Genomic DNA, 26400 nt, shown 5'->3' with positions numbered 1-26400 from the left:
CGCGCGATGGGTAAGTGGGTGTCATGTTAGAAAAACATCATGCCAAGTGATACTGATGCCGCACGATAGAAAAGTCCAGCGGATTTGCGTCGTGCATGCAAAAGCCCGCCTGGCTGCGGGCAGCGAGGCGGGCTTGTGATACGGCAAGGCTGTGTTTAGTCGGCCTTGATGGCTTCCACCTGGATGGCCAGTTTGACTTCCGGCGAGAACGCCGGCATGCCGTAGTTCAGGCCAAAGTCGCTGCGCTTGAATTCCGCGCTGGCATCGGCGCCGCACACTTCACGCTTGTAGCGCGGGTGCATGATGCACTTGAATTTGCTCACGTTCAATTTGACGGGCTTGGTCACGCCCAGCAGGGTCAGTTCGCCATCGACTTCCACCAGCTGATCGCCGTTGAACTTGAACGACTTGCTCTTGTAGGTGATGGCCGGGAATTTTTCCACATTGAACATGTCCGCTTTTTTCGCGTGCGTGTTCATGGCGTCGAGGCCGAAATCGATCGAATCGGCATCGATGACCAGGTCCAGGCTGCCCGTCTTGGCGGCGCGGTCCAGGGTCACGGTTCCCTTGGTCTTGTTGAACTTGCCGCGCCAGACGGACATGCCCATGTGATCGGCTTCAAAGCTGGGGAAAGTGTGCGTCGGGTCGAGGTTGTAGGTGTCGGTAGCGGCCATGGCCGAACCCGCGCCGGCGGCTGCCAGCACGGCGATCATCAAATGCTTGAATGTCATGAATATCCTAAGGTTGAACAAGGGGTATAGCGATTACTGAGCAGAAACATGGAATTTAATTGTGACCTCATCGGCGACCATGCTCGTGTCTTTCCACTCGCCTTCGCCGATGTTGTAGGTCAGGCGCTTGATCGGCAGGGCGCCGTCGAACGCATATTTGCCGCCGTCGGCTTTCACCGTCAGGGGGAAGGTCACGTCGGTGGTCTTGCCTTTGATGCTCAGCTTGCCGCTCACCGTCAGCTTGCCCGCGCCGGCCGCCTTGATGCTGCTCGAGACAAAGGTGGCTTTCGGGAACTGGGCCGAATTGAACCATTCTTTCTTCGCCACTTCCTTGTTGTACTCGGGGTCGCCGATATCGATGCTGGCCGTCTCGATGTCCACCGACGCCTTCGAGGCATCCGGCGTGGCCGGGTTGTAATCGATGGCGATATTGAATTTCTTGAACTTCGCTTCCACGGGCACGTTCATTTGCTTGAACACGGCCGACACGCTGGTCTTGGCGGGATCGACTTTCAGCAGAGTGGCGGCGGTGGCGGCCACGGACAGGCCCAGCAGGGAAGCGAGGACGAGGCGTTGGGTGGTTTTCATCTTATTTTTCCTGGAGTTTCAGTTAGCAAGGGAAGTCGGTGTTACGGCAACATGCGCTTGAGGACGCCGTCGCGGTCGATGAACTGGTGCTTCAGCGCCGCCAGCACATGGGCGGCCACGGCGGCGGCCATTGTCATGTTCAGAACATAATGAATTTCTTTTAAGAGCGGCTTAAGTTCCGGGTTCGGCGCCATGATGACGGGCAACTGGAACAGGCCCAGATACACCACCGGCACGCCGGCTGCCAGGGTGTACAGGTAGCCGGAGATGGGCACGGCGAAAATCAGGATGTACAGCAGCACGTGCATGGCATCGGCCGCCTTCTTTTGCCAGGCAACCATGCTGGCCGGGTGCGGCGGCGGCACGTTGGCCTTGCGCCACAGCAGGCGGATGGCGGCGATGGCCAGCACGGTCACGCCCAGCCACTTGTGCCAGGAGAAATATTTGAGCTTGGTGGGCGTCAGGCCGGGAATGTCCGTCATGACCAGGCCCATGACAAAGGCGCTGATGATCAGCAGGGCGGTCAGCCAGTGCAGGATGATGGCGGTGGTGGTGTAGCGTTGCATCGGCGGCTTTCTTGAATGTAGTACGTATTAGGACTAATTCGACCTAATATACCAAAGAAAAGCAAATTACGCTGCGTGCTGCAGATTCTACAAGAAAGATTGCCGGAAAAACCGCGGGGCGGGCAGCATTTGTATGCTGGCCGCCCCGCGGGAGTGGATCTGCCTGATCCGGGTAGCGATGGTCGCTTAGATTGCCTTGGCCAGTTGCGCCGCGATGCCGATGTAGTTACCCGGTGTCATGGTCAAGAGCACGTCCTTGGCATCTTGCGGAATGGCCAGGCCGTTGACGAAGGTTTGCAGCGCTTCCTTCGAGATGCCCTTGCCGCGCGTCAGCTCTTTCAGCTGCTCGTACGGGTTTTCGATGCCGTAGCGGCGCATCACGGTTTGTACGGGCTCGGCCAGCACTTCCCAGGTCGCGTCCAGGTCTTGCGCCAGGCGCGCGTGGTTCACTTCCAGCTTGTTCAAGCCGCGCAGGCAGCTGTCATAGGCCAGCAGGGTGTAGCCCAGGCCCACGCCGATGTTGCGCAGCACGGTCGAATCGGTCAGGTCGCGCTGCATGCGCGAGACGGGCAGTTTTTCCGACAGGTGTTTCAGGATGGCGTTGGCCAGGCCCAGGTTGCCTTCCGAGTTTTCGAAGTCGATCGGGTTGACCTTGTGCGGCATGGTCGACGAACCGATTTCGCCCGCTTTCAGTTTTTGCTTGAAATAGCCCAGCGAGACATACGTCCAGATGTCGCGGTTCAGGTCCAGCAAGATCGTGTTGGCGCGCGCAAAGGCGTCGAACAGTTCGGCCATGTAGTCGTGCGGCTCGATCTGGATGGTGTACGGGTTGAAGACCAGGCCCAGGCGCTGTTCAATGACGGCCTGCGAGAATGCCGGCCAGTCGAAGCCTGGGTAGGCGGACAAATGGGCGTTGTAGTTGCCGACGGCGCCATTCATCTTGCCGAGGATTTCCACTTGCTCGATGCGCTTGACGGCGCGCTGCAGGCGGGCCACGACATTGGCCATTTCCTTGCCCAGGGTGGTCGGGCTGGCCGTCTGGCCGTGCGTGCGCGACAGCATCGGCACGTCGGCATTGTCGTGCGCGATCTGCGTCAGCTTGGCTACCAAGCCTTGCAGGGCCGGCAGCATTACGCCATCGCGCGCGGCTTTGAGCATCATGCCGTGCGAGGTGTTGTTGATGTCTTCCGAGGTGCAGGCGAAATGGATGAATTCCGACGCCGCCACCAGTTCCGGCACGTCCGCCACTTGTTCCTTCAGCCAGTACTCGACTGCCTTGACGTCATGGTTGGTGACCGCTTCGATGGCCTTGATGCGGGCCGCGTCGGCTTCCGAGAAATCGGCCGCCATCTTGTCGAGCAGGGCGCTCGCTTCCGCCGAGAACGGCTTGATCTCGGCGAAACCGGCTTGCGACAGCGCTTGCAGCCAGGAGATTTCCACTTTCACGCGGTGGTGCATGAAACCGGCTTCGGACAGGATCGGGCGCAGCAGATCGGTCTTGCTGGCGTAGCGGCCATCGAGCGGAGACAGGGCCGACAGCGTGGAATACGGAGTAGTAGAAGTCATGAGAGCGGACGCAAGTTAAAGAAACGGTTGGCGTGTGGCGCGCGGGGAGGGCAGGGTTATTGCAATACAGCAACACTGACGGCGCCACAGTAAAGGGCGATTTTACCACCGCTGGCCGCTGGCCAGCCGTCCGTCGGCCGCCAGCGCACCGCAATCTGGCCGAATCCGGCCCCGATGCGGCATGCCTGCCACACTGCGGGGAGCGCCGGGCGCGCGCTGCCAAACGCCGCTGCCGCCGATGCTATACTGCTTGCTGCTCCTTTACCTTAAAGTACCTATGAAACTGATCGGCTCCCTCGCCAGCCCGTATGTCCGCAAAGCCCGTATCGTGCTGGCGGAAAAAAAGCTCGACTATGTCTTTGAGCTGGAAAACGTGTGGGTGCCGGAAACCCGCATCGCCCAGGCCAATCCCCTGGGCAAGGTGCCCTGCCTGGTGATGGAGGATGGCAGCACGCTCATCGATTCGAAAGTCATCGTCGAATACCTCGACACCCTCACGCCCGTGTGCAAGCTGCTGCCGGCTGGCGGCAATGGCCGCGAGCGGGCCGATATCAAGAACTGGGAAGCGCTGGCCGACGGCATCCTCGACGCGGGCGTGCTGGTGCGCCTGGAGCGCACGCAGCGCCCGCCCGAGCAGCAAAGCGCGGCCTGGATCGCGCGCCAGCTCGACAAAATCACGCTGGGTCTGGCAGCGCTGGAAGCACGTCTGGGCGAGAGTGCGTATTGCGCCGGCAAGAACTACACCCTGGCCGACGTGGCCGTGGGCTGCGCGCTGGGCTGGCTCAGCTTCCGCTTCCCGGAAATCGACTGGCGCGCGGACCATCCCGCGCTGGCGCGCCTGTTCGACAAACTGTCCGAGCGGCCATCGTTCAAGGACACCGTGCCGCAGTGAGCGTACGATGACCGGTACCGATTCAAAGGCGCAGCAACGCCTGCAGATGGCCGATATCGCGCGCCTGGCTGGCGTGTCGACGTCCACCGTGTCGCGCGCGCTGAGCGGCAGTTCGCTGGTCAATGAAGAGACGCGCGCGCGCGTCATCGCGCTGGCCCGTTCGCTCAAGTATTCCATCAATATCGGCGCGCAAAACCTGCGCCTGAAACAGAACCGCACGGTCGGCGTGGTGGTGCCGTATGACGCTGCCACGCGCCAGCACCTGTCCGACCCTTTTTTCCTCAGCATGCTGGGCAGCCTGGCCGATGCGCTGACGGAGCAGGGCTTCGACATGCTCATTTCGCGCGTGGATGCCGAAACGCTCGATGCGGCCGCCCAGTCTTTCGATAGCGGCCGCGTGATCGGCATCATCCTGATCGGCCAGTGGCGCCACCATGAACAACTGAACCAGCTGGCCGCGCGCCAGGTGCCCATCGTCGTGTGGGGCGCGCAATTGCCGCAGCAGCTGTATTGCACCGTCGGCGGCGACAACGTCGCCGGCGGCAGGCTGGCCACGGAACACTTGCTGGCGGCGGGGCGCACGCGCATCGCCTTCTTTGGCGACGCCAAGCTGCCCGAAGTGGCGCAGCGCCACCAGGGTTATGCGCAGGCGCTGGCCGCGCAAGGTCTGGCGCCCGACCCGCAACTGTACGTGGCCGGCTCCTTCCTGCCGCAGGGCGGCGCGACGGACGTGCAGGAATTGCTGGATCGCCAGATCCCGTTCGACGCCATCTTTGCCTGCAGCGACTTGCTGGCCATGAGCGCCATCAGCGCCCTGCGCGCGCGCGGCGTGGCCGTGCCGGAACAGGTGGCCGTGGTCGGCTACGACGATATCGAACTGGCCGCGTATTTCCACCCGCCGCTGACCACCGTGCGCCAGCCGATCCGCGCCGCCGGGCGCGCGCTGGTGGCCTCGCTGCTGGCGCTGGTCGACGGCGCGCCTGCGCCATCCCAGCAATTGCCAACCGAGCTGATTGTACGCGCCTCGGGCCGCTGAGGCGCGCATCTCCTATCGCCTGCAACCGATTGCAGTAATTTCAAATTTTCCCGCTTATTTTTATGCTGCACAGCAGCAAAAAAAACGCTGCATTCGCCTCGCATCCCGCTTTTTCCCTCTGTATTGCCCGTAATATTCTCTTAAAAACAACAACATTTTCATGTTGCAGTGCTAGATTGCAATCGATTGCAATAAATTTTTATTCGTTGAATAATGACGTACCGGCTCAGCCAGCGCGCCACGGCATGCGGCGGCCAGGACTCATAACAAGCGGATACCTCGATGTATCGGCATACAACACTGGAGACAAGATGAAGACACGTACTGCTCAACGCGGCTGCATGGCCGCCGCCGTCGCCCTGGCCATGCTGCAATGGGGCGCAGCCCAGGCACAATCGATCGCCGACACCGCCAGCGCCGCCCCCGCCGATGGCCTGAACCTGGAACGCATCGTGGTCACGGGCAGCACCGGCGGCACGTCGAAAATGAAATCGAGCAATTCCGTCAGCAGCATGGAACTCGACACCATCCTGCACAACGCGCCGACCAGCGCCGCCGAAGTCCTGCGCTCGGTACCGGGCTTGCGGGCCGAATCCTCGGGTGGCGAAGGCAATGCCAACATCACCGTGCGCGGCCTGCCCATTTCCGCCGGCGGCGCGCGCTATGTGCAGATCCAGGAAGACGGCTTGCCGGTGCTGCAGTTCGGCGACTTCAACTTCACCACGCCCGACAGCTTCGTGAAAATCGATTCCACGCTGGACCACCTGGAAGTGGTGCGCGGCGGTTCGGCCTCCACCCTGGCCACCAATTCGCCGGGTGGCATCATCAATTTCATCAGCAAGAATGGCAAGGAGCAGGGTGGCAGCGTGGCCATCAGCCGCGGCCTGGGCTACGACCAGACGCGCGTGGACTTCGACTATGGCGCGCCGATCTCGGAACGCACGCGCTTTTTCATCGGCGGCTCCTGGCGCACGGGCGAAGGCATCCGCCACAGTGGCGTCAACAGCGAAAAGGGCGGCCAGATCCGCGGCAATGTCACGCATGAATTCGACAGCGGCTTCGTGCGCCTGTCGTTCAAGCACCTCGACGACCAGTCGCCCACGGCCCTGCCGGTGCCGGTCAGCGTACGCAATGGCCGCATCACGGAAATCGCCGGCATCGACCCGCGCAAGGCCAGTTTCTATTCGCCGTACTGGGTGCCCGACATGGTGCTGAACAAGGATAACCAGCGCGTGGCCACCCGCGTCAACGACGGCTTGCACGTCAAAAGCGATACCGTGGGCCTGGAAGCCTCGTTCAAGCTGGGGCAGGGCTGGAGCGTGAGCGAAAACTTCCGCTACGCGGACAATTCGGGCCGCTTCACGGGTGTGTTCCCGTCGAATAACGGCAGCGACGGCAGCTATGTATTTGCCAGCGGCCCGAACCAGGGCAAGCCCTACACGGGCCGCGCGTTTTCCGCCGTGGTGTTCAATACCTCGATCGACGACGCCAGCAATACCTTGAGCGACACCAAGCTGGCCAAGACGTTTGTTCTTGACAGCGGCAAGCTGACCACCACGGCCGGCCTGTACCTGTCGCAGCAAAAGCTGGGCCTGACCTGGAACTTCAATGAATACCTGATGCAGGCCACGGGCGACCAGCCGGCGCTGTTGCAAACGGCCAGCGGCACGCCCGGCTACATCGGCCCGGCCTTCGGCGCCTGCTGCTCGCGCGCCGTCGACATGGAATACCGCACGACGTCGCCGTACCTGAACCTGGCCTGGGAAAGCGGCGCGCTGAACCTCGATGGCGGCCTGCGGCGCGACCGCCAGCACGCCAGCGGCACGGCCAATATCGCCACCGGCGCGCAAGCCTATCTGCCGTCGACGGTGCAGCAGGTCGACTACACCCTGGGCCACACCTCGTACTCGCTGGGCGCGAACTACAAACTGCAAGCGAACCTGGCCGTGTTTGCCCGCGTCAGCGAAGGCGTGGCGTTCAATGCCGACCGCATCCTGTTCGGTACGCCGCTCGATGGCAGCGTGCCGGTGGCGATGAACACCGTGCGCCAGCTCGAAGGCGGCGTGAAATGGCGCCAGGGTCCCCTGAGCACCTTCGTCACCGTGTTCCAGGCCAAGACCAAGGAAAGCAATTACGAGGCGACCACCCAGCTGCGCACGGCCAACAGCTATGAAGCCAAGGGCGTGGAGCTGGAAGCGGCCTACAGCGCCGGCGACTTCCGCATCAATGGCGGCCTGACGTTCACGGATGCCGAAATCACGGGCACGGCGGCGGCCGATGTGGCGCTGATCGGCAACACGCCGCGGCGCCAGGCGCGCGTCGTGTACCAGATCGCGCCCACCTATGAATGGGGATCGGCCACCCTGGGTGCGAGCCTGGTCGGCACGGGCAAGTCGTGGGGCGACGATGCGCACACGATCACCTTGCCCGCCTACCAGGTGCTCAATGCCTTCGTCAATTACCAGTTGACGCCACAAATGCAGGTGGCGCTGACGGCGAATAATCTGCTCAACAAGATCGGCTATACGGAAGTCGAGGGCGATGGCCATGCGGCCCGCTCGATCACGGGGCGCGCCGTCAAGGTCAGCCTGAAATACGCATTTTAAGCAAGGATAGGATTCATGATGTCGATACGCAGCCCCCTGGCGCGCCTGCTGGCGCCGCTCCCCACGCACTTGCGCGCCGATGCGGCACGCCGCTACGCGCGCCAGGAGGCGGTCTTGCTCGACCGCCTGGGCAGCCTGTATGGCCAGCGGCCGGACTTCCTGCCTTGGCTGGGCGACCTGATGGAAAGCGTGGGCCGGCTGTACGCGGCGCGCGCGCCGGCGCTGCTGTGGCAAGATGCGCAGCGCGAAGCGCAGCCGGACTGGTTTGCCAGCCAGTCCATGCTGGGCTACAGCGCGTATGTGCAGCGCTTCGGCGGCAACCTGCAAGGCGTGGCCGAACGCATTGCCCACCTGCGTGAACTGGGCGTGACGTATCTGCATTTGCTGCCCTTTTTGCGTGCGCGTGCCGGTGAAAGCGATGGCGGCTTTGCCGTCGCCAGCTTCGAGGAAGTCGACCCCGCGCTGGGCAGCAATGCCGACTTGCTGGCGTTGACGGCGCAGCTGCGCACGGCTGGCATCAGCCTGTGCTCGGACCTGATCCTCAATCACGTGGCCGACGACCATGCATGGGCGCTGGGCGCGAAGGCGGGCGACCCGCTGCTGCGCGATTTTTTCCACACCTATCCCGACCGCGTGCAGCCGGACCGCTACGAGCAGACCGTGGGCCAGGTCTTCCCGCAGGCGGCGCCGGGCAATTTCACCTTCGTGCCAGAGCTGCAGCGCTGGGTCTGGACCACGTTTTATCCGTATCAGTGGGACTTGAACTACGCCAATCCGGCAGTCTTCGCGGCCATGGCCGGCGCCATGCTGGGCCTGGCCAACAAGGGCATCGAAGTGTTCCGCCTCGATTCGACGGCCTTCCTGTGGAAGCGCGAAGGCACGGACTGCATGAACCAGCCCGAAGCCCACAGCCTGCTGCAAGCATTGCGGGCGATTGCCGCCATCGTCGCGCCTGGCGTGCTGCTCAAGGCCGAAGCCATCGTGCCCACGCCCAAGCTGCCCGCCTATTTTGGCGGCGATGCCGCGCCCGAATGCCATATCGCTTATCACAGCAGCCTGATGGCCGCCGGCTGGGGCGCGCTGGCCGAGGAAAGCACGGACTTGCTGCAGCAGGTGATCGCCGCCACGCCGCCGCTGCCGCCGGCCGCAAGCTGGCTCAGTTATGTGCGCTGCCACGACGACATCGGCTGGAACGTGCTGCTTAATGAAGCGGGTGCGGACGGGCCGGCGCGCCTGGCGCGCATCGCCCGCTTCTTTGCCGGTGCCCCCGGCAGCTATGCGCGCGGCGCGGCCTTCCAGAGCAGCAGCGCCGACAAGGCGCATGGCAGCAACGGCATGGCCGCCTCGCTGGCCGGCCTGGAAAGCGCCGTCACGGTGCAGGAGCAGGAATACGCGTTGCGCCGCCTGCTGCTGCTGCATGGCCTGGCATTGAGCTTTGGCGCCTTGCCGGTGCTGTACATGGGCGATGAACTGGGCATGACCAACGATCACAGTTACACGCAGCGCGCGGACCGGGCGATGGACAGCCGCTGGCTGCAGCGCCCCGCGTTCGACGACAGCCTGCTGGCATGGCGCCACGATGGCGTGAGCGCCAGCGGCCGGCTGTACCTGGCGCTGCGCCAGCTGGTCGACGCGCGCGGGCGCTTGCCGGCCTTGGCCGCCGCCGCGCCGCGCAGCGTGCTGCCCGCCGACACGCCGGCCGTGCTGGCGCTGCTGCGCGGCGACGCGTTTCTCAACCTGAGCAATTTCAGCGGCACCAGCCAGCGTTTCACTTTGCCCGCAGGCGAGTGGCGCAACAGCCTCGATGGCAGCGTGCTGGCCGGCACGGTGGGCCTGCAGCCCTGGCATATGCTGTGGCTGGAAAGGGAGCAGTCATGAGCGACGCCAGCACGCACCGTCCGCATCTGTCGTTCTGGCAGATCGTCAACATGAATGTCGGTTTTTTCGGCATCCAGTTCAGCTTCGGGTTGCAGCAAAGCAGCATGAGCCCCATCTACAAATACCTGGGCGCCGACGAGGCGAGCCTGCCATATTTGTGGCTGGCCGGTCCCATGACGGGGCTGCTCGTGCAACCGCTGATCGGCGCCATGAGCGACCGCACGGTGACGCGCTGGGGCCGCCGCACGCCGTACTTCCTGATCGGCGCCATCCTGTGCAGCCTGGGCCTGCTGGCCATGCCGTTCAGTCCCACCCTGTGGATGGCCGCCAGCCTGCTGTGGATACTCGACGCGGCCAACAACGTGACGATGGAGCCGTACCGCGCCTTCGTCAGCGACAAGCTCGACAAGAAGCAGCATTCGCTGGGTTTTCTCACGCAAAGCGCGTTTACGGGGCTGGGGCAAACGCTGGCCTATCTGACGCCATCGCTGCTGGTCATGCTGGGCATGAACAAGGATGCCGTCAATGGCAGCCATATACCGCACATCGTCATCGCCGCCTTCCTGATCGGCGCCGTGTTCTCGCTGGCCTCGGTGCTGTGGACCTTGAAGACGACGCCGGAAAACCCGCTTACTGCCAGCGAGCTGGCGGCCATCCGCAGCCGCCCGCCGGGCTGGCGCCACACGCTGGCCGATATCGGCGCGGCCCTGCGCGACATGCCGCCGACGATGAAGCAGCTGGCCCTCGTCAACCTGTTCCAGTGGTACGCCATGTTCTGCTACTGGCAGTACATTGCGCTGTCGCTGGCGGCCACCCTGTTCCACACGACGGACCCCGCTTCGCAAGGCTTTCGCGACGCGGGCCTGCTGAACGGGCAGGTGGGCGCCTTCTACAATTTCGTCGCCTTTGTCGCCGCCTTTGCGCTGGTGCCGTTCACGCGCCGTTTCGGCCCCAAGCGCATGCACAGCCTGTGCCTGTGCGCGGCCGGTATCGGCATGCTGAGCATCCCGCTGATCCACAGCCCGGTGCTGCTGTTGCTGCCCATGCTGGGCGTGGGCCTGGCCTGGGCCAGCATCATGGGCAATCCCTACATCATGCTGGCCGGCTGCATTCCGCCCGAGCGCACGGGCGTGTACATGGGTATATTCAACATGTTCATCGTCATCCCGATGATCATCCAGATATTTACTCTGCCCCTGTATTACCGCAGCTGGCTGGGCGGCAATCCGGAGAACGTCATCCGGCTGGCCGGCGCCCTGTTGCTGTGCGCGGCGGTGGCGGTGCTGTTCGTCAAGCTGCGCTCGCCGCAGGCCACAAAGACTTGAGGACGGACGTAAAAAAAACCGGCAATTGCCGGTTTTTTTACGATGCTGCGAAAGGATTACTCTTCAACCGCCATCTGGCTTTGCAGATAATTTTGAATACCGACTTTGGCGATCAGGTCGATCTGCGTTTCGAGCCAGTCGATATGCTCTTCCGTGTCTTCCAGGATCATCAGGAACAGGTCGCGCGAAACGTAGTCGCCCGCTTTTTCGCTGATGGCGATGCCTTCCTTGACGGTGGCGTGCGCGGCGCGCTCCAGCTTCAAGTCGCATTCCAGCATTTCCGGCGTGTTCTCGCCGATCAGCAGCTTGTGCAGCGCTTGCAGGTTAGGCAGGCCGTCGAGCATCAGGATGCGGTCGATCAGCTTGTCGGCGTGTTTCATTTCGCCGATCGATTCTTCGTATTCCTTCTTGCCCAGCTTTTCCAGGCCCCAGTGCTTGTACATGCGCGCATGCAGGAAGTACTGGTTGATGGCCGACAGTTCGTTGGTGAGCTGTGCGTTGAGCATGCGGATGACTTCTTTATCGCCCTTCATGGGAATTCCTTTGTTCTGTGTCGCGTTCGATGATGAAACCGGAGGCTGCTGGCGTTCACTGCCGGGTGGCGCTGGGCTGCCTGGTGGCGCGCAGGTTGCCGGTCTCGCTATGCCCGCATGATAGCGCAAAATAGGGGCGTTTTTTGCTGCGAAACGGTGTTTTTCCGTCTTTTTAACGTAAATATCGTGCGAATAAAACCCATTCTCAAATGGATTGCCCCATTTTCCCGTTTTTTATTTGTTAAGGAAAATGAAGGCCATTCTCATTCGCGTTCATGCTGCTATGTGGCTGCGCTGAAAAGGCGGGAAATGTTGGTCCGTTCTTGCTTTTGTGTCTTCTTGACCGCTGCCGGCGATGCGATAATCAGGCAGCAATTTTATTGAAAAAGGATAGCAAGATGATGCTGCATATACCCGGTGTGCTGACGCCGGAACAGGTGACGCAGTTTCGCCAGCGCCTGGCGCAGACGGACTGGGTCGACGGGCGTGCCAGCGTCGGGGCGCAAGGGGCGCAGGTCAAGCGCAACCGCCAGCTGGCCGAAGGTTCGCCGCTGGCGCTGGAGCTGGGCGAGATCGTCAGCCGCGCGCTGATGGCCAATCCGCTGTTCTTCGCCGCCGTGCTGCCGCTGCGCATCCTGCCGCCGTTCTTCAACAGCTATGCGGGTGGCGAGCACTATGGCCTGCATATCGACGGCGCCATCCGCACGCCGAAAAACGGCCTGCAGTCGATGCGTGCCGACGTCTCCTCGACCGTGTTCCTGAGCGAGCCGGACGAGTACGAAGGCGGCGAGCTGGTGGTGGTCGACTCCTACGGCACGCATGAGGTGAAATTGCCGGCCGGCGACGTGATCGTGTATCCCTCGAGCAGCGTGCATCAGGTGCTGCCCGTCACCAGCGGCGAGCGTATCTGCTCCTTCCTGTGGACGCAAAGCATGGTGCGCGAGGACTGGAAACGCAGCATGCTGTTCGAGCTCGATCAAAACATCCAGAGCGTGCGCGGCGAGCACGGCGATTCGCCCGCGACGGTGGGTCTGACGGGGCATTATCACAACCTGCTCAGGATGTGGGCGGAGATGTAAAAAGGGTCAGTCGCTGCGCGAGCGGAATGGGCCCCATTGGGGCCCATTCCCCCCTCGGGTCTGACCCCTTGGGCAAAAAAAAGTCTGCCTGGCCCGGGGATGTAGGCTGGCAGACTGAAACAAGCAGTTGCTTGACTGGTACAGAAAACAGGGCGCAAAAAAGCAAGCAGGGCACAGGGTGCGGTGCTTGCGGGCTGGCAGCGGCGCGAAGGCCGCCGGAAGGCTAGCTCAGTTGGAAGGTCAGCGGTACTAAAACGTAGACGGGAACAGGCTTGCCGTTTTCGATCATCGGCTTGAACAGCGCGCGCTGCGCAGCCTGGCGGCCCGCTTCATCGAGGTTGCTGTAGCCGGTCGATTTATGGATCAGGATTTGCTCCGGCAAACCCTTTTCATTGATCAGGATGCGCAATACCACGGTGCCACTTTCGCCCAGGCGGCGCGACAAATTCGGGTAGATCAGTTGCGGCGCCTTGATGTATTCGACGCTGCTGACGGTACGCGGCGTGGACGGCGCCGGTGGTGTCGGCGACGGTGCGGCTGGCGCAGTCGGCGCGGCGGTGGCCACGGGGGCCGCTTCGGCACGCGTCGGCTGCGGCGGCGTGATCGTCGGTTCGCTCGGTGCCACGGCGATCAGCGGCAGCGGCGGGATGACGGCGCGCGGTACGGGAGCACTCAGTTCCACGGTTTTTGGCACCGACGGTGCCGGCGGCTTGGGTGGCGCCGGCGGGGCGATGATGCTGATGGTGGTGATGGTCGGCATGGCCGCCGTGACGACGCGGCTCAGCAGGCCGCTCTGGATGGCGTAAAAGCCGGCGAGATGCAGGACGACGATGGCCATCAGCGGCGCGAACTTGTTGCGCTTCTTGTCGAAGTCGGCAAATTGTTGCACGGCCTGCACCGTTACGGGCGGGGGCATCATCGTCATGGCGTTCATCGCTTTCTTTAGTTTGTCAGTACAGCTCGCATCAATACGGTTTCTTGCAGCACTACGGTGGCGTTCAGGTGATCGTTCAGTACTTCCCGCGCGCAGGTATGGCATTTGCCGCAGCAGGTCGCCACGCCCAGGTCGCGGCGCAGTTCGGCCATGCTGGACAGGCCAAGATCGACGGCTTGACGGATTTCACGATCAGATATGTTGTTGCAGACACATACAATCATTGATACACCTTCTGGCTGGAGGATGAACAGACACTAGTGCTCTGAAGCATTGTTGCTAGTGTTTTAATGAGAATCATTATCATTACGTTTCATTGTCGCGCAAAGCGGGGGACAATGCAAGTGATTTTGATCAAGTGTGCGGCGCCTGGCGGCTGGGCGCGGCGCGTGGATATGGCCTGCGTACGCATGGCGTAGCCCTTGACAGGGGCCACTCTCCGGGCTAAATAAAAACAATTCGCATTCATGTTTATAATGCTGGTATTGTCTCGGACGGTCGCCGTCCGGACAGTTGGAAAGACCGCTTGTCGGTAATGCGCAACAGTTGCGTTTTGCCTCACAACACCCAAGTCAAACGCGATGCGCCGCGCGCAGCAGTTTGTCCCGGTGTTCTTAATTTGAACGGAATTTGCTCATGACTCTAGTTCCACCCTTGATGACGCTCGACGCGCTGGCAGTCGGCCAGAGCGGCACGGTGTTGCATATCACGCCCCACACGGCGGGACAGACGGAAGATGGCGTCGACCTCGCCCGCCGCTTGATGGAGCTGGGATTCGTTCCTGGCGAACATATCCGCATGCTCAAGCGCGGTATTCCCGGCGGCGACCCGCTGGCCATCAAGGTCGGCAATGCCACGTTCGCACTGCGCCGCTTCGAAGCGGCGCTGATCACGATTCAACCGCTGCTTCAACCGGAATAACCATGGGTGCTGTCGAAACTATCGTGGAAGCGGGCGTGCACAAGCCGCCGCATCAGCCACAAATTGCCTTGCTGGGTAATCCGAACTGCGGCAAGACCGCCCTGTTCAACCGTTTGACGGGCGCGCGCCAGAAGGTGGCGAACTACGCCGGCGTGACCATCGAGCGCAAGGAGGGCCATTTCACTTCGCCCGCCGGCACGCCCGTGCGCCTGCTCGATCTGCCGGGCGCCTACAGCCTGTCGGCCACCACGCCCGACGAAGCCATCACGCGCGACGTGGTGGGGGGCTTGCGCAAGGGCGACCCGCGCCCGGACGCCATCATCTGCGTCGTCGATGCCACCAATCTGCGCCTGAACTTGCGCCTGGTGCTGGAAGTCAAGCGCCTGGGCTTGCCCATGCTGCTGGCGCTGAACATGACGGACGTGGCGCGCAAGCGCGGCATGCTGATCGATACGGCCAGGCTGTCGCAGGAACTGGGCATGCCCGTGGTGGAAACCGTGGCAGTGCAGCACGATGGCGAAAAAGCCCTGTTGAACGCCATCGACGCCATGCTGCCGCTGCCGGTCGTGGAAGCGAAACCGCTGGCGGCCATCGATGCCGTCAGCGTCGAAGAAACCCAGCGCGAAGTACGCCGCATCCTGGCCGCCGTCAGCAATGACACCAGCGACACGGGCAACCTGACGGAAAAAATCGACGATGTGGTGCTGCACCCCGTGTTCGGTCCCCTCATCCTGGCCGTGCTGATGTTCCTGATCTTCCAGGCCGTGTTTGCCTGGGCCGCCACGCCGATGGAAATGATTACCGATGGCGTGGGCCACCTGGGTGCCCTGCTGACGGCGAACATGCCCGATGGCCACCTGAAGAGCTTGCTGGTGGAAGGCATCATCGGCGGCGTCGGCAGCGTGCTGGTATTCCTGCCGCAAATCCTGATCCTGTTCTTCTTTATCCTGAGCCTGGAAGACTGCGGCTACCTGCCGCGCGCGGCCTTTTTGCTGGACCGCCTGATGGGCGGCGTGGGCCTGTCGGGCCGTGCCTTCATCCCGCTGCTGTCGAGCTTTGCCTGCGCCATTCCCGGCGTGATGGCGGCGCGCACCATCCAGAACCCGCGCGACCGCCTGGTCACCATCATGATCGCGCCGCTGATGACGTGCTCGGCGCGCCTGCCCGTGTATGCGCTGATCATCGCCGCCTTCATCCCGCAGCGCGAAGTGTGGGGCTATCTGAGCCTGCAAGGCCTGGTGCTGTTCGTGCTGTACTTCGCCGGCATCATCTCGGCCATGGCCGTGGCCTGGGTCATGAAGCGCGGCATGGGCGTGCGCGGCAACCAGCCGCTGATGCTGGAACTGCCGGCCTACCACTGGCCGCATCTGCGCAACCTGGCCGTCAGCCTGTGGGAGCGCGCGAAGATTTTCCTCACGCGCGTCGGTACCATCATCCTGAGCCTGATGATCATCCTGTGGTTCCTCAGCACCTTCCCCGGCGCGCCGGACAACGCGATCCATCCGCCGATCTATTACAGCCTGGCGGGCATCCTGGGCCGCGGCCTGGAAGTGATCTTCGCGCCCATCGGTTTCAACTGGCAGATCTGCATCGCGCTGGTACCCGGCATGGCGGCGCGCGAAGTGGCCGTCGGCGCCCTGGGCACCGTGTATGCGCTGTCGCAAACGGGCGACGCGCTGGCCACCACGCTCGAGCCGCTGATCGCCCATTCATGGTCGATGGCCACCGCGCTGTCCTTGCTGGCATGGTATGTGTTCGCGCCGCAGTGCCTGTCGACCCTCTCCGTGGTGAAACGCGAGACGGGTGGCTGGCGCTATCCGCTGCTGATGGCCGGCTACATGTTCGCGCTGGCGTATGCCGCCTCGTTCATCACGTATCGCGTCGCCCTGATGCTGGGCGCCTAGGAGAAAACCATGTGGCAAACCCTCATCGTCGCCCTGATCGTCGCAGCCGCGCTGCTGCATTTTTCGACCAAGTATTTGCCGGCGGGCGTGCGCCGCGCCATCGTGCGTGGCCTGGTGCGCTGCGGCCTCGATGAGGCGAAAATGTCAGCCTTCTTCAAGGTGGCGCCCGGCTGCGGCAGCGGTTGCGGTTCTTGCGGTTCCTGCGACAGCCCGCCGCCACCGTCCACCACGCCGCCGGCAGACGGCAGCAGCAAGCGCGTGATCCTGATACAGGTACAGCGTTAGGGCTTGATGTAGGTCTGGTCATGGGCGCGCCCGTGGGCTACACTGGGATTTCCGCATGGCAAGGAGTGGCAATGGCGATACTGTTGATCTTCATGTTTTTGTTTGCGATCGCCTCCTGGCTGCTGGCCAGCCGGCGTGGGCGCCACGGGGGACTCTGGTTCGGTATCGGCCTGTTCCTCGGGCCGTTCGCCTTGCTGGCGGTGGCGGCCCTGCCGCCAGTCGCGGCGCGCTGACCCTGTATTGTTAAAACCCGCAGCTGCGGGTTTTTTTACGCCTGCGCGCCCGCGTGGCGCAGCCGGTACTGGCGCGGCGAGCAGGCCATGACGCGTTTGAAGGCATGGCTGAAGGCGCTGTCGGAATCGTAGCCCAGCGCCTGCGCGATCGCGGCGATGGGTGCGCCGCTGTCCTTCAGGCGCCGCGTGGCCAGGCGCATGCGCCAGCGTAGCAGGTAGTCGAGCGGCGTCACGCCCACCCTGTTCTTGAAGTGCAGCGCAAAGGCGGAGCGCGATTGTCCCGCGACGGCGGCCAGTTGCGCCAAGGTCCAGCGCTGCGCCGGTTGCGCATGCATGGCCTCGATGGCCGTGCGCAGGCGGGGATCGGCCAGCGCGAACAGCCAGCCGGCCGGGTGCGACGCTTGCGTTGCCAGATACTGGCGCAGCATCTGCAGCAGCATCATGTGGCCCAGGTGGCGCGTCATCAGCGCCGCGCCGGGCGCCGTCGCCTGCAGTTCCTGCGCCAGACGTTGCAAGGCCCAGTGCAGCACGCTGGCCTGGTCCGTATCGCCGCGCACGTGCAGTAGCGGCGGCAGGCAGTCGAGCAGGATGGCCGCTTCGTCGCCAAAGCTGAAGCGTCCGCCGATGAGGAAAAAATCGTGCTGCGGCGCGCCGTGGCGGGCCACGCCGTGCTGCGCGTGCCGGTACACGTCCAGCGCCGGCGCGGCCGGCAAGCCGGGTGTGCTGGCCAGGGTAAACGCGCGCCCAGGCGCCAGCAGGAAGCAGTCGCCCGTCTGCAGCAGCACGGGAGCGTCGATGCCCGTGACGGTCAGCCAGCAGCCGCCTTCGATGACAGCGTTGAACTTGATGCCGTCCGGCGGCGGAAAGTCGATGGCCCAGTGGCCGCCCGCCTTCAGGCCGGCAAAGTAGGAACTGCGCGTATCGAGCAGCGAGAGTACATCGGAGAGCAAATCCATGGCGGCTTCAATTCTGGACGATGGCGATAGTATTAAAGATTTTACGCCATTCACAGTCCAGGCCGCGGCGCGCACAATGGGTTTTTATCCATCACGCCCAGGCAGCCATGACATATACCACTACCCTTCAAACTCCCCTGCACTCCGGCTTCGACGCCACCACGACCGCCACCGAGGCGCTGGCCGGGCGCGACCTGTCCGGCATGCAGGCCATCGTCACGGGCGGCGCGTCGGGCCTGGGGCTGGAAACGGTGCGCGTGCTGGCCTGTGCTGGCGCCCGTGTACTGGTGCCGGCGCGCGACCCGCATTAGGCACAAGCGGCCCTGGATGGCATGGCCGGCGTGGAGGTCGCGGCGCTCGACCTGCTCGATTCGCAATCGATCGACGCCTTTGCCGCCGCCTTTCTTGCCACCGGCCGCGCCCTGCACGTGCTGGTCAATGGCGCCGGTATCATGGCCACGCCTTTGCTGCGCGATGCGCGCGGCTACGAGGCGCAGTTCGCGACGAATCACCTGGGGCATTTCCAGCTGACGGCGCGTTTGTGGCCCGCCCTGCGACAGGCGCGGGGCGCGCGCGTGGTGTGCGTGTCGTCGCTGGGACACCGGCAGGCGGGCGTCGACCTGGATGACCCGCATTTCTTGCGCCAGCCGTACGACAAATGGCGCGCGTATGCGCAGTCGAAAAGCGCCAATGCCCTGTTTGCCGTGGAGCTGGACCGGCGCGCCGCGGCGCACGGCGTGCGCGCCTATTCGCTGCATCCGGGCGCCATCCTGACGCCGCTGCTGCGCCACCTCGACCTCGATGACATGCGCCGCGTGGGCGCGCTGGACGACGCAGGCAAGGTGAATCCGCCGCCGCGATCGGGCTTCAAGAATGTGGAGCAGGGCGCGGCCACGGCCGTCTGGTGCGCCACCAGCGCGCAGCTCGCAGGTATGGGCGGCGTGTATTGCGAGGATTGCGACATCGCCACCCTGGTGGCGGACGACAGCACGGGGCCGGGCGTGCGGCGCTGGGCGATCGATCCCGCGCAAGCACGCCAGCTTTGGGCGCTCAGCGAGCAGATGACGGGCGTGCGCTTCGATTGCGACGCGGCATAAAAAATGCCGGGCAATGCCCGGCATGTGCATGACGGCGGCGTGGCTTTACGCCTTGCCTGCCAGCTTGTCGACGACCGGCACCAGCGCGGCCGGGCGGCAGCCGAAGGCGGCCAGGCGGCCTTGCGCGTGGGGCGCCAGGTCCAGGTCATACGGCAAACGGCCCGCCACCAGCCACAGTTTATCCTGCGGCAGGGCTTCGACCAGACGGCGCTGGCCCTCGACGAACATGGCGTTATACGTTTGCAGCACGATCTGCTGCGCGCCTTGCGCAAAGGCGATGGCCTCGTTGACCTCTTCGTCCAGCGCTTCGGCCGACAAGGCGTATTCGCGCACGTCCAGGCCCGCTTCGAGCAGCGCCGGCAGCATCGAGCTGCGCGCTTCCTTGTTGCGGCCCAGCGCCACTTCGTCGATCTCGCTGCGCGAGCGCACTTCCACCGTCAGCAGGGTCACGGGCAGGCTGGCTTCGAGCGCGCGGTATTCGCCTTGCACGCGCAGTGCCGCTTTTTGCAGCAGCTGGGACAGGGCCATGGCGGCCGGCTGCATCAGCGCCGGCGGCGCGACGGGGCGGTTGCGCCAGTCGCGCACGGCACGGTTGCGCTTGAGTTCAGCCACGCGCGCGCAAGCCGCGTCGATGCGGTCGATCGCAATGTCACCGCGCTCCACGGCGGCGATGACGGCCTCGATGGCCGCCGTCTGCTGCGCTTCGCGGTGCGAGATGAGGACGATGTCGGCGCCTGCCTGCAAGGTGGCGATGGCGCCCTGGGCGATGCCGATGCCATCGGCGATGGCCGCCATTTCCAGGCAGTCGGTAATGACCACGCCCTGGTATTGCATTTCACCTCGCAGCAGGTCCGTCAGCACGCCCTTGGAGAGGGTGGCCGGCACGCTGGTGTCGGCCTCGAAGGCGGGGAAGACCACGTGCGCCGTCATGATGGCGTCGACGCCGCCGGCGATGGCCGCGCGGAACGGCGCCAGTTCCACGGCGCGCAGGCGCTCTTTGTCGTGCGGCACCAGGGCCATGGCGTAATGCGTGTCGATGGCCGTGTCGCCGTGGCCGGGGAAGTGCTTGGCGGTCACGGCGATGCCGCTGGCGCGCTGGCCGCGCATGGCGGCCATGCCGTAGGCTATGACGGTGGCGGCATCCTCGCCATACGCGCGCACGCCGATGACGGGGTTGTTGCGGTTGTTGTTCACATCCAGCACGGGCGCGAGCAGCAGGTTGATGCCCAGCTGGCGCATTTCATCGCCGCTGATCTGGTTCATGCGCTCGCAATCTTCCACCGAACCGGCCGCCTGGAAGGCCATCGCCGCGGGAATCGGCGTGACGCCCTGCTCGATGCGCATGACCATGCCGCCTTCCTGGTCGATGGAGATCAGCAGTGGAATGTCGGACACTTCCGCGTTGATTTCCTGCAGTTCGCGGCACAGGGCGGACACTTGCGCAGGCGTGTGCACGTTGCGGCGGAACAGGATCACGCCGCCCACCTTCTTTTCGCGTATCAAGGTCTTGATATGCTCGTCCGCCTGCAGGGCGTCGAAGCCCACCATGAACAACTGTCCTACTTTTTCGCGCAAACCCTGCTCCATGCTGCAACTCCTCCGGTATTTATTGTGACGACGACATACGTATTCTGGCACCGTGGTGGCGCATCGTGGCGGTCACCGGAAAAGCTGCCTTGGTTTTGTACTTGTTTTGGTATTGTATTGGATTTGGATATTTGCGCAAGTGGTTATTAAGTGGTATTGCTCCACTTGCTCACTTGCGCAGGCGCCGTCTCAATCGAGGCGCTGGAACGATGCCGATTGCGCCTTGGGCCAGTACAGGCCGAATACGGGCGGCAGCTGCGGCAGCTGGCTCGGGTCGAGCAGCTGGCCCGCTTCCAGGAAGGGCAGCAGGGCCGAGGCCAGTTTCACCTGGTTGGGCGAAATGCGCCGCACCAGGTGATGCGGGCGCAGCTCCTGCGGATGCGCCAGGCCGGCGGCGGCGATCAGTTCGGCCAGCGCCTTCATGGTGTTCTGGTGGAAGTGCGCCACGCGGGCGATCTTGTCGGACACCACCAGCGCGCGCTGGCGCTGCGGGTCTTGCGTGGCCACGCCCGTGGGGCAGCGGTCCGTGTGGCAGCTTTGCGACTGGATGCAGCCCAGCGCGAACATGAAGCCGCGCGCCGAATTGCACCAGTCGGCGCCCAGTGCCAGCAAGCGGGCGATGTCGAAGGCCGTGATGATCTTGCCCGAGCAGCCGATCTTGATCTTCGCGCGCAGGTTGGCGCCCACCAGGGTGTTATGCACGAGCACCAGCGCTTCCTGCAGCGGTGTGCCCACATGGTCCGTGAATTCCAGGGGCGCGGCGCCCGTGCCCCCTTCGCTGCCGTCGACGACGATGAAGTCGGGCGTGATGCCCGTTTCCAGCATGGCCTTGACGATGGCGAAAAACTCCCACGGATGGCCGATGGCCAGCTTGAAGCCCGTCGGCTTGCCGCCGGAGAGCGTGCGCAGACGGTCGATAAAATGCAGCATTTCCAGTGGCGTGGAAAAGGCGCTGTGCGCCGCCGGCGAGACGCAATCCTCGCCCACCATCACGCCGCGCGTGGTGGCGATCTCGATCGTCACCTTCGGGCCGGGCAGCACGCCGCCGTGGCCAGGCTTGGCGCCCTGCGACATTTTCAGCTCGATCATTTTGACTTGCTCGGAGCTGGCGTTGGCGATGAAGCGTTCTTCTGAAAAGGTACCGTCCTGGTTGCGGCAGCCAAAATAGCCGGAGCCGATTTCCCACACCAGGTCGCCGCCGTTTTCGCGGTGATAGGGGCTGATGCTGCCTTCGCCCGTGTCGTGCATGAAGCCGCCGCTGCGCGCGCCGCCATTCAGGGCCAGGATGGCGTTGGCCGACAGGGCGCCAAAGCTCATCGCCGAGATATTGAAGACGCTGGCCGAATACGGCTTTGTGCGCGGGCAGTCCGGGTGGTTGCCGATCTCGATGCGGAAATCGTGGCCCGTCACCTTGGCGGGGGCGATGGAATGGTTGATCCATTCATAGCCCGCCTGGTACACGTCGAGCTGGGTGCCGAACGGGCGCTTGTCCGTTTGCTCCTTGGCGCGCTGGTAGACGATGCTGCGCTGGCTGCGCGAGAACGGCGTCGCCTCACTGTCGCTTTCCAGGAAATACTGGCGGATTTCGGGGCGGATGCTCTCAAAAAAGAAGCGGAAGTGCGCGAGGATGGGGTAGTTGCGGCGCAGGGCGCGCTTCGTTTGCAGCAGGTCGCTGATGCCGACCAGGGTCAACGCACCGGCCAGCACGGGCAGCCAGTAATGGTCATAGTAAAACAGGGACAGGACAAAGATGGCGGCCGTCGCAATGAAGGTCAGGTAGCGAAATGGTACTAGGTGCATGGGCACTCCGGTGAAGTCAGACTGATATTGCTGAGTCTACCTTCGATTCACGGAACGTGCTGGAGGGAAAGAACGCGGCGCCCAGCGGCGCCGCGTGAGGTGCTTAGCGCTGTGCCGCTCTGATGCGTGCGATGCGTTCAGTGCTGGCCGGATGGCTCGACAAGTACGGCGTGCCCTGGTCCAGCTTGCCCAGGGCGACAAACACTTGCGCCAGGTGTTCCAGCGCAATGCCATTCTGGCGCAGCATGGCGATCGCATAGTCGTCCGCGTCGCGTTCGACATCGCGCGAATACTTCAAGTCCAGCAACAGCGGTGGCACGGTGGCCACCACCGTCGACACGTCGCCGAACAGCAGCGCCGCGCCGGCGCCGACGGCCGAGGTCTGGATGATGCGCCGCGTCAGGTGGCGCTGCTGCAAATGGCCCAGCTCATGCGCCAGCACGCCCATGATGGCCAGGTCATCGGGCAGCAGCTCGATCATTTCATCGGTCAGCACGATGTCGCCGGATGGCAGGGCAAACGCGTTCGGACCGATCTTGCTCTTGCGGAAAACGATGCGGTGCTCGGGCGTGCTGTCGCCGGGCGTGGACAGGCGCGCGAACTGATTGCGCAAGGCTTGCTGGCGCGTGCCAGCGAGCTTGCTCGCTTCAAACACGTGGCCGTCGAGGAAATCGAGCACGCCCTGGCCCAGTTGCCGCTCGACGGACTGGGGAATCGCATACGCGAGCCCCTTCGCCACCACCGGCAGCAGGTACTGATAGCTGAGCCACAGGGCCAGCACGGTGGCGACCGTGGCCAGCAGGGCGCCGCGCCAGCTTTGCTGCAGCCGCACCACCCAGCCGTCGCGGTGGCCCGTGTCGTGCAGCAATGTGTTGAAGGCCGCCTGGTCGGCGATTTCCAGGTAGGCGCCGTCGGGAAAGCTGACCTTGCGCACGGCGTGGCTGCTGCGTTCGGACACGTGCAGTTCGCCCAGCGGACAGCTGCGCTCGATGTCGCCTGCCAGCATGGCCACGCCATCGCGCACGGACAGTGTCACGTGGTACAGGCGCGAACTCTGGCCGTCGAAATAGCGGGCGGCCAGAGCGGCGTGGTCTTCTTGCGTGTTGGCGTTCATTGCTTACATCGACAGGTCGAAGTCCAGCAGGTCGGCCATGCCTTCGCCCGTGGCCGACACTTGCTGGCCCGTGGCGGCGACAAACTCGTCCAGGCTGCCGTGCACCAGCATCGACGTCGCTTCCAGGCGGTACTTCAGCCAGCGCACGTGGGCGAATGGCGCGAACAGGCCCAGCGTGACGATGACGCCCAGCAGGTTGGTCAGCATGATGAAGGTGGTGCGGCCCCAGGTCAGCTGCGACTGGAACTGGTGCTGCTGCAAGCGCGTGTGGTTCCAGATCAGGTTCTGGATCATGGTCAGGAACAGCGGCAGCACGGTAAACGCCCACAGATACAGGGCGCCGATGGCAAACATCAGGCTGCCGACCTTGGTGGCGTCGTTGGCATGGGCCGCAAACGAGGCAAACACGCTGCCGAAGACGACGAAAATGAGCACCAGCAGGCCGCCCAGCAGCAGCGCGAAGAACAGCAGGTACGTCTTGTAAAAGCTGCCGACCGTGGCGTCAAAGCTGAACTGGCTGGTGCCGAAGCGGCTTTGCGTGTGCTGGAAGCGCTTCAGGCGCTGGTGCAGGAATGGCGTCATCAAGCCCAGGGTGAAGGTATTCAGGATGGGCAGCCACAGGAAGTATTTGTAGGCTTCCTTGGCGCTGCCGCCGAAACCGAAGCGGATACCCCGGTAACTGGTGTTGTACAGCTTGAACTGCAGGCTTTTCCATACCAGCCAGGGCAGGATGGCGGCCAGCAGCACGAACATCAGCAGGCCCACAAGGGGCGCAACTTTCAGGGCGATGTTGTAGCCGCCGATCAGTACGACGGCCACGATGCGGCCCTTCAGGATGGCCACGGCATTGCCGTGGTATTCGAAGCTGCTGCCGGCGAGGTGGGTACTGGAATAGAAATAGCGGTTGCGGCGCACCTTGGCCCATGCGGAATAAATGCCCAGGGTAACGATGCTCAGCAGCAGGTTGACGATCCAGATACGGAAGTATTCGCTGCCGGTGGCGCTGAAGGTGATGGCTTCGCGCTTGGGCGTGGTGTTGTTGGTGTCGAAATCCACAGGGGGTTTCCTTACTTATTGGAAACAAAACAAGATAAGGGAAGATTGAAAAGTTATCAATTGAAAATGCTGTTTTTCGCAATTTCTTTTCGTATATCGTCATGCGCTGCCCGATCCGGTCGTCCCGGCTATACTGGAACTCATCCATCGCCTAACGGGAAACACCATGATCGTCGTCCACCATCTGAACAATTCGCGCTCGCAGCGCGTGCTCTGGCTGCTCGAGGAACTGGGCCTGGAATATGAGGTCAAGCGCTACCAGCGCGACCCGAAAACCATGCTGGCGCCCGCCTCGCTGAAAGCCGTCCATCCCCTGGGCAAGTCGCCCGTGATCACGGATGGCGCCAACACCATCGCCGAATCGGGCGCCATCATCGACTACCTGGTCGAGCGCTACGGCAATGGCCGCTTGATCCCGGCAGCGGGCACGCCGGACAAGCTGCGCTGGACCTACTGGCTGCACTTCGCGGAAGGCTCGGCCATGCCGCCGCTGCTGCTGAAGCTGGTGTTCGACAAGGTCGAATCGTCGCCCATGCCTTTCTTCGTGAAACCGATCGCGCGCGGCATCGCCGGCAAGGTCAAGAGCAGCTTCATCATGCCCAACATCAACAGCCAGCTGGCCTACATGGAAGGGGAGCTGGAGAACACCAAATGGTTTGCCGGCAATGAATTCACGGCGGCCGACATCCAGATGAGCTTTCCGCTGGAAGCGGCCGCCATGCGCGGCGGACTCGACGATCGCCTGCCGAAGCTGACGGCGTTCCTGCAGCGCATCCACGCGCGGCCCGCCTACCAGCGGGCCCTGGAAAAAGGCGGGCCCTACGATTTCGCCAAATAAGCGGCATTCAAGGGCTATGTGCGGGGAACCATACGGTAAAATGCCCGATTCAACCAGCATCTATTAACCGCATGGCCAGACTCCTCGCTATCGACGGCTTGAATATCGTACGCCGCGTCTACGAAGCCAGTCCTGAACCCGATTCCGACCTGAAGGCGGAGATCGCGCTGCGCCACGCGCTGTCGTCGTTCCGCACCCTCATCAACGACCACGAGCCGACGCACATCCTGCCGGCCTTCGACTTTGGCGGCCCGACCTGGCGCCACGCCCTGTATGCGGGCTATCGCGAGGGGCGCCAGCCCATGCCGCAGGTACTGCGCGACGCCTTGCCGGGCTTTTACGCCACCCTGGCCAGCTTCGGCATGCACGTGGTCAGCATTCCCGAAGTGGAGGCCGACGACGTGATCGGCACGGCCGTCATGCGCTGGCTGCACGAGGGGCGCGGCGCGGCCGTCATCGCCACCACCGACAAGGATTTGCATGGCCTGATCGCGCACGGCGCGCTCGTGTGGGACCATTTCAAGGGCATCTGGCACGACCGTGCCTGGGTCGAGAAAAAGTTCGGCGTGCCGCCGGAACTGCTGCCCGACTTGCTGGCGCTGATGGGCGACGTCACCGACAGCATCCCCGGGGTGTCGAAGATCGGCCTGAAAACGGGGGCGAAACTGTTGCGCGGTTACGGCAATATCGACGCCGTGATGGCCGGCGCGGGGATTTTGCCCGGTGCGCTGGGCGAAAGCCTGCGAAAAGAGCGGGAAATACTGTATCTTTCAAGAAAGTTAGTTGCGCTCAAAACGGATGTCACGTTGGGCGTGACCTGGAACAAGCTTGTGTGGGAAAAATAGAGCTCTTCCAGCCAGAACGCGGAATAAATC

The 26400-nt window shown here is 63.4% G+C and carries 24 protein-coding genes and 1 pseudogene; 13 read left to right on the top strand and 12 right to left on the bottom strand.

The features are described 5' to 3' along the window. Positions 1-155: 155 nt before the first annotated feature. The 4 genes from O0882_RS07715 to purB all read right to left on the bottom strand — a co-directional run bounded on the left by O0882_RS07715 (position 156) and on the right by purB (position 3451). Positions 156-731, bottom strand: a complete 576-nt coding sequence (locus tag O0882_RS07715) for a YceI family protein (RefSeq protein ID WP_096238130.1) — start codon at positions 729-731, stop codon at positions 156-158. A gap of 33 nt (positions 732-764) precedes the next feature. Further along, positions 765-1319 carry a YceI family protein gene (locus O0882_RS07710; RefSeq protein WP_289946655.1) on the bottom strand — a complete coding sequence of 185 codons (555 nt, stop codon included), beginning with the start codon at positions 1317-1319 and terminating at the stop codon, positions 765-767. Between the two features lie 41 nt (positions 1320-1360). After that, positions 1361-1885 (bottom strand): cytochrome b, encoded by a 525-nt coding sequence (locus tag O0882_RS07705; RefSeq protein WP_070311507.1) that lies wholly within the window; start codon positions 1883-1885, stop codon positions 1361-1363. Between the two features lie 186 nt (positions 1886-2071). Continuing rightward, positions 2072-3451 carry an adenylosuccinate lyase gene (gene purB, locus O0882_RS07700; RefSeq protein ID WP_116745757.1) on the bottom strand — a complete coding sequence of 460 codons (1380 nt, stop codon included), beginning with the start codon at positions 3449-3451 and terminating at the stop codon, positions 2072-2074. A 277-nt stretch (positions 3452-3728) separates the two neighbouring features. Here purB and O0882_RS07695 point away from each other — a divergent pair, with 277 nt between their 5' ends. From O0882_RS07695 to O0882_RS07675, 5 genes are all read left to right on the top strand, one after another. Then, a complete protein-coding gene (locus O0882_RS07695) occupies positions 3729-4343 on the top strand; it encodes a glutathione S-transferase N-terminal domain-containing protein (RefSeq protein ID WP_141170976.1) in 615 nt (204 codons plus the stop codon). 7 nt (positions 4344-4350) lie between these two features. Further along, the gene (locus O0882_RS07690; protein ID WP_289946645.1) at positions 4351-5379 is read left to right on the top strand and encodes a LacI family DNA-binding transcriptional regulator; all 1029 of its coding nucleotides are present in this window, start codon (positions 4351-4353) and stop codon (positions 5377-5379) included. 311 nt (positions 5380-5690) lie between these two features. Further along, entirely contained in the window at positions 5691-7985 is a 2295-nt protein-coding gene (locus O0882_RS07685) for a TonB-dependent receptor (RefSeq protein WP_289946642.1), read from the top strand. A 15-nt stretch (positions 7986-8000) separates the two neighbouring features. After that, entirely contained in the window at positions 8001-9863 is a 1863-nt protein-coding gene (locus tag O0882_RS07680) for an alpha-amylase family glycosyl hydrolase (RefSeq protein WP_289946641.1), read from the top strand. Beyond that, positions 9860-11188, top strand: coding sequence for an MFS transporter (locus O0882_RS07675; RefSeq protein WP_289946639.1), 1329 nt, complete (start codon positions 9860-9862; stop codon positions 11186-11188). The genes O0882_RS07680 and O0882_RS07675 overlap by 4 nt, the downstream gene beginning before the upstream one ends. 56 nt (positions 11189-11244) lie before the next feature. Here the strand turns inward: O0882_RS07675 and bfr are convergent, their stop codons facing one another. Continuing rightward, complete coding sequence (gene bfr, locus O0882_RS07670) at positions 11245-11721, bottom strand: bacterioferritin (protein WP_010401839.1); 477 nt, start codon at positions 11719-11721, stop codon at positions 11245-11247. 398 nt (positions 11722-12119) lie between these two features. Between bfr and O0882_RS07665 the strand changes: the two genes are divergently transcribed. Beyond that, entirely contained in the window at positions 12120-12800 is a 681-nt protein-coding gene (locus O0882_RS07665) for a Fe2+-dependent dioxygenase (protein ID WP_289946635.1), read from the top strand. Between the two features lie 223 nt (positions 12801-13023). On the opposite strand, the gene O0882_RS07660 is transcribed toward O0882_RS07665, so the two are convergent. Both O0882_RS07660 and O0882_RS07655 read right to left on the bottom strand, forming a co-directional pair. Beyond that, the gene (locus O0882_RS07660; protein WP_289946634.1) at positions 13024-13725 is read right to left on the bottom strand and encodes an energy transducer TonB; all 702 of its coding nucleotides are present in this window, start codon (positions 13723-13725) and stop codon (positions 13024-13026) included. 17 nt (positions 13726-13742) lie between these two features. Next, positions 13743-13958 (bottom strand): bacterioferritin-associated ferredoxin, encoded by a 216-nt coding sequence (locus O0882_RS07655; protein ID WP_131387646.1) that lies wholly within the window; start codon positions 13956-13958, stop codon positions 13743-13745. Positions 13959-14370: 412 nt separating this feature from the next. Between O0882_RS07655 and O0882_RS07650 the strand changes: the two genes are divergently transcribed. The 4 genes from O0882_RS07650 (at position 14371) to O0882_RS07635 (ending at position 17077) form a co-directional block, all read left to right on the top strand. Then, positions 14371-14655 carry a FeoA family protein gene (locus O0882_RS07650; protein WP_071075209.1) on the top strand — a complete coding sequence of 95 codons (285 nt, stop codon included), beginning with the start codon at positions 14371-14373 and terminating at the stop codon, positions 14653-14655. A gap of 2 nt (positions 14656-14657) precedes the next feature. Beyond that, positions 14658-16559, top strand: a complete 1902-nt coding sequence (locus tag O0882_RS07645) for a ferrous iron transporter B (protein WP_289946631.1) — start codon at positions 14658-14660, stop codon at positions 16557-16559. A gap of 9 nt (positions 16560-16568) precedes the next feature. Continuing rightward, a complete protein-coding gene (locus tag O0882_RS07640) occupies positions 16569-16844 on the top strand; it encodes a hypothetical protein (RefSeq protein ID WP_289946629.1) in 276 nt (91 codons plus the stop codon). A gap of 71 nt (positions 16845-16915) precedes the next feature. After that, positions 16916-17077 carry a hypothetical protein gene (locus tag O0882_RS07635; RefSeq protein WP_289946627.1) on the top strand — a complete coding sequence of 54 codons (162 nt, stop codon included), beginning with the start codon at positions 16916-16918 and terminating at the stop codon, positions 17075-17077. A gap of 35 nt (positions 17078-17112) precedes the next feature. Here O0882_RS07635 and O0882_RS07630 read toward each other — a convergent pair whose 3' ends face one another. Then, positions 17113-18033, bottom strand: coding sequence for an AraC family transcriptional regulator (locus tag O0882_RS07630; RefSeq protein WP_289946625.1), 921 nt, complete (start codon positions 18031-18033; stop codon positions 17113-17115). A 107-nt stretch (positions 18034-18140) separates the two neighbouring features. Between O0882_RS07630 and O0882_RS07625 the strand changes: the two are divergent. After that, positions 18141-19130: pseudogene (locus O0882_RS07625) on the top strand (oxidoreductase). Positions 19131-19175: 45 nt separating this feature from the next. Here O0882_RS07625 and nagZ read toward each other — a convergent pair. The 4 genes from nagZ to O0882_RS07605 all read right to left on the bottom strand — a co-directional run bounded on the left by nagZ (position 19176) and on the right by O0882_RS07605 (position 24687). Continuing rightward, the gene (nagZ, locus tag O0882_RS07620) at positions 19176-20717 is read right to left on the bottom strand and encodes a beta-N-acetylhexosaminidase (protein WP_289946624.1); all 1542 of its coding nucleotides are present in this window, start codon (positions 20715-20717) and stop codon (positions 19176-19178) included. 189 nt (positions 20718-20906) lie between these two features. Then, the gene (locus O0882_RS07615) at positions 20907-22517 is read right to left on the bottom strand and encodes an FMN-binding glutamate synthase family protein (protein ID WP_289946622.1); all 1611 of its coding nucleotides are present in this window, start codon (positions 22515-22517) and stop codon (positions 20907-20909) included. 103 nt (positions 22518-22620) lie between these two features. Beyond that, positions 22621-23631 (bottom strand): M48 family metallopeptidase, encoded by a 1011-nt coding sequence (locus O0882_RS07610; protein WP_289946620.1) that lies wholly within the window; start codon positions 23629-23631, stop codon positions 22621-22623. Positions 23632-23634: 3 nt separating this feature from the next. Beyond that, complete coding sequence (locus O0882_RS07605) at positions 23635-24687, bottom strand: YjgN family protein (protein ID WP_289946617.1); 1053 nt, start codon at positions 24685-24687, stop codon at positions 23635-23637. A 166-nt stretch (positions 24688-24853) separates the two neighbouring features. Here O0882_RS07605 and O0882_RS07600 point away from each other — a divergent pair, with 166 nt between their 5' ends. Both O0882_RS07600 and O0882_RS07595 read left to right on the top strand, forming a co-directional pair. After that, entirely contained in the window at positions 24854-25525 is a 672-nt protein-coding gene (locus tag O0882_RS07600) for a glutathione S-transferase (RefSeq protein ID WP_289946616.1), read from the top strand. 71 nt (positions 25526-25596) lie between these two features. Further along, positions 25597-26370, top strand: coding sequence for a 5'-3' exonuclease H3TH domain-containing protein (locus O0882_RS07595; protein ID WP_071075219.1), 774 nt, complete (start codon positions 25597-25599; stop codon positions 26368-26370). Positions 26371-26400 lie beyond the last annotated feature (30 nt).

The organism is Janthinobacterium sp. SUN073 (genome assembly GCF_030397665.1).
In the GTDB taxonomy this organism is placed as follows: Bacteria; Pseudomonadota; Gammaproteobacteria; order Burkholderiales; family Burkholderiaceae_D; genus Janthinobacterium.
This window is presented reverse-complemented; position numbering and strand designations above follow the sequence as displayed.